The 5,444-nt window shown below is 64.3% G+C and carries 6 protein-coding genes; 5 read left to right on the forward strand and 1 reads right to left on the reverse strand.

What is annotated here, in order from left to right:
- Positions 1-288: 288 nt before the first annotated feature.
- On the reverse strand, positions 289-537 hold the full coding sequence (locus HMPREF0372_RS10380) for a helix-turn-helix domain-containing protein (RefSeq protein WP_007491959.1): 249 nt from the start codon (positions 535-537) through the stop codon (positions 289-291).
- A 208-nt stretch (positions 538-745) separates the two neighbouring features.
- Between HMPREF0372_RS10380 and HMPREF0372_RS10385 the strand changes: the two genes are divergently transcribed.
- The 5 genes from HMPREF0372_RS10385 to galU all read left to right on the forward strand — a co-directional run bounded on the left by HMPREF0372_RS10385 (position 746) and on the right by galU (position 5,388).
- Positions 746-2,125 carry a TraB/GumN family protein gene (locus HMPREF0372_RS10385; protein WP_007491960.1) on the forward strand — a complete coding sequence of 460 codons (1,380 nt, stop codon included), beginning with the start codon at positions 746-748 and terminating at the stop codon, positions 2,123-2,125.
- 98 nt (positions 2,126-2,223) lie between these two features.
- Positions 2,224-2,415: a hypothetical protein gene (locus HMPREF0372_RS20370; RefSeq protein ID WP_007491962.1), complete on the forward strand. Its 192-nt coding sequence runs from the start codon at positions 2,224-2,226 to the stop codon at positions 2,413-2,415.
- Positions 2,416-2,453: 38 nt separating this feature from the next.
- Complete coding sequence (locus HMPREF0372_RS10390; protein ID WP_007491963.1) at positions 2,454-3,722, forward strand: amidohydrolase family protein; 1,269 nt, start codon at positions 2,454-2,456, stop codon at positions 3,720-3,722.
- A 220-nt stretch (positions 3,723-3,942) separates the two neighbouring features.
- Complete coding sequence (locus HMPREF0372_RS10395; RefSeq protein WP_007491965.1) at positions 3,943-4,464, forward strand: QueT transporter family protein; 522 nt, start codon at positions 3,943-3,945, stop codon at positions 4,462-4,464.
- Between the two features lie 42 nt (positions 4,465-4,506).
- A complete protein-coding gene (gene galU, locus HMPREF0372_RS10400) occupies positions 4,507-5,388 on the forward strand; it encodes a UTP--glucose-1-phosphate uridylyltransferase GalU (RefSeq protein ID WP_007491966.1) in 882 nt (293 codons plus the stop codon).
- The last annotated feature ends 56 nt before the right edge of the window (positions 5,389-5,444 follow it).

Consider the following 5,444-nt stretch of genomic DNA (forward strand, 5'->3'; position numbering starts at 1 on the left):
CCTGTGACCAGGTGTCCCGCATCTCCCACGGGCGTGAAAGCGCCCCGCCGCCCTGCGGCGCACAAGCGTTTTGCCGGAGGCAAAACCTTGGTTGAGGCGAATTGACTTCGCCTCAAGAGAATGGAAAAAAGGGGCCCCCGCGGGAGGGAACCTCCCGTGGGGTGAGATGCGCAGCCCGGGCCGGATGCCGCGAACCGCCAAGCAGTTTATCGCCAGCCTGAGCGTGCGGAGAGGGCAGATATAGAAAACAGGCCGCCCCATGGGGCGGCCTGCGCGGTTTGAAGCGGGTCAATCGTCAAATTGCAGCAGCTTGTAGGGCGGAATCTCCAGCGCCTCCGCGATGAGGAAAAGGGTGCTCAGGGAAATGCCCACTGCCATGCCGGGGGCCTCCACCTGGGAGAGAAAGCCGGGGCTGATTCCTGCGCGCTCGGCCAACTGCTCCTGGCTCAGCCCCCGCAGCTTTCGGAAGTAGGAGATGCGGATGCCGATGGCGATATAGTGATCCCGAAACCGGGCGTTGTGCTCCTCTTTTTTCATTGCGTCTCACCCTTATGTAAGGGTATCATCTTGACAGATAGATTATTACATGCTAAAACATAGATATTACTAGTATAGAACTAGTATAACTGCGTGTATAGCAGAGGCAGACCCTCACTGCCGCAAATTGCGGTTGACGGCGGGGCCGGGCTGTGGTACAGTACATGTGGAAAGCAAACTTTACAATTCGACGAGAGGAGCACATGACATGAAGCACAATCGGATGCGCCGGCTGCTGGCCGGCGTCACGGCGGCGGCCCTGCTGGCCGCGCCCGCGCTGGCGGCGGAAGATACCGCTCCGGCCCCTCAGATGCCCGACGCCTGGGCGGTGGGAGAGCTGGCGGACAGCTACGCCATGGGGCTGGTGGACGACAACTACACTACGTACATTCAGAGCACCATCACCAGCGAGCAGCTCTCGGCCATGACCGGCATCGTGGCCGACAAGCTGGCCCTGCTGGAGCTGCCCCAGCGGGCGGCGGACACCGAAGGACTGGTGGTGGACACCACCCGCGGCGGCGTGATGAACGCGCTGTACCAGGAGGCGGCCGCCTACGACATCGACGGCGTGGAGGAGGGGGCCGCGGCCTTCCTCATCGGCCTGGGCGTGGTCAGGGGCGATCAGGCCGGCGGACTGAACGAAGACCGGCCCTGCACCTATCAGGAGGCTATGGTCATGGCCGAGCGGCTGATCCTGGCCCTCTATGACGCCAACGACGCCGGCTCCAGAGGTCTGCTGTGGAAGGCCGTCAACGGGGACAACACCCTCTACCTGCTGGGCACCATCCACATGGACCGCAGCAACGTCTATCCCCTGCATAAGTCGGTGCGGGACGCCCTGGACGCCTCCCAGGTGGTGAGCTTCGAGCTGGATCTCAACGACCAGGAGGGCATGGCCCTGCTGGCCCAGCTCCAGGTCTACTCCGACGGCACCACCCTGGCCGACCACATCAGCCCGGAGCTGTACGCGCGGGTACAGGCGGCGGCGGTGAGCCTGGGCATGGAGCCCAACGGCTTTGACGTATATAAGCCCTGGGCCCTGGCCTCCACCTTTGGCGTCCTGAGCCTCCAGGACGACACGACCGGCACCAACGCCATGGCCATTGATATGTATATCAACGCCTACGCGGTGAACGCGGGCAAGACCATCGACTCCGTGGAGACCTACGCCTTCCAGGGCGGCATCTTCGACGGCCTGTCCGCCGAGTACCAGGAGGCCTATCTGGACGCCAGCCTAGCCGGGTACGAGGGGATGCTCAAGGGCGAGGCGGCCGACGAGGCGGCCCAGGCGCTGGCCCAGGCCCAGCAGGAGCAGATTGCCGCCATGTTCGACGCCTGGAAGGACCGGGACCCCGATGCCCTGGCGGAGGTCTACGACAAAGAGGCCATCCTCAACAGCGATGACGAGCTCAACTCCAAGCTGTTCACCGAGCGGGACCCCGGCATGATTGCCGCAGCGGCGGAGTATCTGGAGACCGAGGGGGAGAATACGTTCTTCCTGGCCGTGGGCGCGGGCCACATGGTGGATCCGGGCGGCATTGTGTCCGGCTTGAAGGAGCTGGGCTACACCGTAGAGCTGGTACCCTGAATACCCGAATAAAAGATATGGGCCGCCGCACGCAACGGGTGCGGCGGTTGAGGCTAGCAATAAACCCTCCTGCCAAAGGCTTCGGAGGGAAGGATAGTGTGAAAGGGAACCGTCAGGGTTCCCTTTCACGTTTGATGAAACGACTTTTTGAAGCTCCTTTAGAGCTTCAAAAAGTCCAGCAGCCTGTTGAAAAGTCTTTTTCGACAGGCTGGGCCGCCGCACGCAACGGGTGCGGCGGCTTTTCTGTGCCGGGGCGAAAACTTCTGATTGCTTTCTACAGGGGCGGATGATAGGATAAAGGAAGAATATGAAAACCGGAGGGTCTGCCATGATTTTCAAGGGCAACTTTTTATACACTCCCGCGCTGGGCGAGCTGACCGTGCGGGAGGGGGAGTACCTGGTGGTAGAGGGGGAGAAGTGCGCCGGCTTTTACCGGGCGCTCCCCCAGGAGTACGCCGGGCAGCCGGTGACCGACTTCGGCCGGGCGCTGGTGCTCCCCGCCTTCTGCGACCTCCACCTCCACGCCCCCCAGATGGTGAACCGGGGCGTGGGCTACGACCAGGAGCTGCTGCCCTGGCTGGAGACCTACACCTTCCCGGTGGAGGCCCGCTACGGCGACACGGACTTTGCCGAGGCGGCGTGGAAGCGGTTCCTCAACCGGATGTGGGCCAACGGCACCCTGCGCTTTTCCGCTTTTGCCACCATCCACAAGGAGGCCGCCTGGCGGCTGATGGAGCTGACCGAGCGGGCGGGGCTGTCCGCCCTCATCGGCAAGGTGAACATGGACCGCAATGCCCCGGACAGCCTGCGGGAGGACACCGACGCCTCCCTGGCGGACACGGAGGAGCTCATCTGCCGCAGCCGGGCGGAGCTGAAGCACGTGGGGTATATCCTGACCCCCCGCTTCGTCCCCTCCACCACCGCCCGGCTCATGGACGGCCTGGGGCGGCTGGGGGAGCGGTACGGGCTGCCCGTCCAGTCCCACCTGTCGGAGAACCGGAGCGAGATCGCCTGGGTGGGCCAGCTCCATCCGGAGTGCGCCAGCTACACCGAGGTGTACCGGGACTACGGCCTGCTCCGCCGGGGGTGCACCATCATGGCCCACGCCGTCCACCTCACCGGGCGGGAGGAGGCCATTCTCCGGGAGGAGGGGGTCACCCTGGCCCACTGCGCCCAGTCCAACACCAACCTGTCCAGCGGCGTCATGCCCCTGCGCCGCAGCCTGTCGGAGGGGCTGCGCTGCTGCGTGGCCAGCGATGTGGCCGGCGGCCACGCCGCCGCCATGAACCGGCATGTGGCGGCCACGGTGGGGCTGTCCAAGCTCCGGGCCCTGGACCACCCGGAGGAGCGGCCCCTCTCCCTGCCGGAGGCCCTCTACCTGGCCACCAAGGGGCCGGGGGAATTCTTCGGGAAGGTGGGTTCCTTTGAGCCGGGGTATGACTTCGACGCCCTGGTGGTGGATGTGGATGAGCTGGACGGCCGCCTGTCCCGCACCCCCTTTGAGAAGCTGGAGCAGTTCCTCTACGACGGGGACGACCGGGACATTCTGGCCCGCTACAGCCGGGGCTCCCTGGTGGAAAAGCCCTTTACGGAATAATGGAAGAAAAGACCGCCCCGGAGCGCGTGCGCTCCGGGGCTGCTTTTTCCGCGGAGGAGGGCGGGGGAGAGTCCCGGCGCTTTTTCTTTACTTCCGAGGGGAAACGTGCTAAAATACCCCCGACCGGTTTCCAAACCCGGTCCAAGCGCGGCCACGGCCGCGTTCGTTCGGTGGGACTCACCGCCGTTCTCTAAAGACTAAAATGGAGGTATGATCACACATGCGCAAATCCAACATCCAACAGCTCACCCTGGCCGCGATGGTGGCCGCCGTCTACTTCGTCCTGTGCTACTTCGGCAACATCTTTCGGCTCACCTTCGGACCGGTTCAGGTCCGCTTGGGGGAGGCGCTGACCGTGCTGCCCTTCCTGTTCCCTGCCGCCGCGCCGGGGCTGGCACTGGGCTGCCTGCTGACCAATATTCTCTCCCCCTATGGTCCCATCGACATGATTGTGGGCACCTTGGCCACCGCCATCGCAGCCTTCCTCTCCATCAAGATGCCCCGTTGGTATCTGGCCGCCCTGCCCCCCATTGTGGTGAACGCCCTGCTGCTGCCGCCCATGTGGGCTTGGGCGGAGGCAGGGGCTGTCAACGGCGCTTTCTGGGCGGCGTATGGACTGAACCTGTGGACCTTTGTGGCAGAGGAGGCTGTGGCCTGCTATGTGCTGGGCACGATTCTCCTGAAGGCCCTGCCCAGGGTTCGGTATTTCCGCCCCATGATTCCCGCCGCACATCTGCAATAACGGCGGGCGGCGTTCCGCCCGCTCTGCTGGAGGTTTTTTGTTATGAAAGTTCGTAAGGCCGTCATCCCCGCCGCAGGGCTGGGAACCCGGATGCTCCCCGCCACCAAGACCGTTCCCAAGGAGATGCTTCCCATGGTGGACAAGCCGGTGATCCAGTACATCATCGAGGAGGCGGTGGCCGCCGGAATTGAGGACATTCTGATCGTCACCAACCGGGCCAAGTCCGCCATGGACGATTACTTCGACTACTACCCCGAGCTGGAGACCCGCCTGCTCCAGTCGGGCAAGGAGTCCGAGCTGGTGGAGGTGCGCCGGGCCGCCGACCTGGCCAACATCTTCTACGTGCGCCAGAAGGAGACGAAGGGCCTGGGCCACGCCATCGGCCGCGCCCGCCGCTTCGTGGGGGACGAGCCCTTCGCCGTGCTGCTGGGCGACGACATCATGCGGGCCAAAAAGCCGGTGACTCTCCAACTGGTGGAGGCCGCCGAGAAATACGGCGCGTCCGCCCTGGGGGTGCAGGAGGTGGCTACTGAGGCTATCTCCCGCTACTCCTCCGTCAAGGTCTCCCCCCTGGAGGAGCGCATCTTCGACGTGTCCGACATGAACGAGAAGCCCACCCCCGAGCAGAGGCTCTCCAACTACGCCATCCTGGGCCGCTATGTGCTGACTCCGGAGATCTTCGATATTCTGGAGAACGTCAAGCCCGGCTACGGCGGCGAGATCCAGCTCACCGACGGCCTGCGGGAGCTGTGCCGGAGAAGCCGCATGGTGGCCGTGGACTTTGAGGGCCGCCGGTATGACACTGGCAACCTCTGCGGCTTCCTGGAGGCCACCATCGACTTCGCCCTGGATCACCCGGCCACCGGTGCGTGGCTCAAGGGCTTCCTGAAGGAGAAGGCCGAGACGCTGCGCCAGGAGCGCTGACAAAAGAACAAAAGAAACGCGGCGCCCCAGGCAAGATCGGAAGAGCGTCGTGTAGG

Origin of the sequence: Flavonifractor plautii ATCC 29863, assembly GCF_000239295.1 — a bacterium.
GTDB classification, from domain to species: domain Bacteria; phylum Bacillota; class Clostridia; order Oscillospirales; family Oscillospiraceae; genus Flavonifractor; species Flavonifractor plautii.